The sequence below is a fragment of the Streptomyces celluloflavus genome, assembly GCA_000720995.1.
Classification (GTDB): domain Bacteria; phylum Actinomycetota; class Actinomycetes; order Streptomycetales; family Streptomycetaceae; genus Streptomyces; species Streptomyces celluloflavus.
Genome location: JOEL01000134.1, coordinates 1 through 608, shown reverse-complemented (window position 1 = coordinate 608; position 608 = coordinate 1). Strand labels below are relative to the sequence as shown.

General features: G+C 69.2%; 1 pseudogene. It reads left to right on the top strand.

Annotated features, from left to right (window positions below):
• Positions 1 to 55: 55 nt before the first annotated feature.
• A pseudogene (locus IH09_RS36210) lies at positions 56 to 376 on the top strand (hypothetical protein); the annotation flags it as partial.
• Between the last annotated feature and the right edge of the window lie 232 nt (positions 377 to 608).

Below are 608 nucleotides of genomic sequence, written 5' to 3'. Positions count from 1 at the left end.
CGAGATCTACACAAGGAGTATCGTCGGCAGCGTCAGATGTGTATAAGAGACAGGTGCGGACCCCCGGCTCAACCGCCCCGTGCACGACCGCTACCCACAGATTCGCCCCACCAGCGGCTACGGCGACCCCCGGGTACACAGCACCGGCCCGGGACCGGGTGCCGGCACCGAACAGGAACCGGAACGCTCGGCGAAGCTGTCCGGCCGCCTGATCCTGGCGATGTCCGTCGTCATCGGCCAGCTGTGGGCACTGTCCATCGCCGTCGACGCCTGGATGCGGGGCGACACCGACTCGGCGTGGTGGTGCGCGGGATTCCTGATCCTCTCCTTCCTCGTCGTCCTGGGCCTCTGGTCCATCGACAAGAAGGACCGTTGACCACCTCCCTGCACACCGGCCCCGCCACCCACCACCGCGGCACCGCACCACCGCGACACCGCACCACACATGGCACCCTCCGCCCCTGGCGGGCGGCTGTCCCCGCTCCTGCAACGGCTTCCTACAAAGGCGCCTTTCTCCGGATCAACACGCTGTCCTGTGCGAGCCGCAAGAAGTGCCGGTAGTGGCACCCCGGCCTGCCCCCGGCCGCACCCCCCCCCCCCCCCTACCC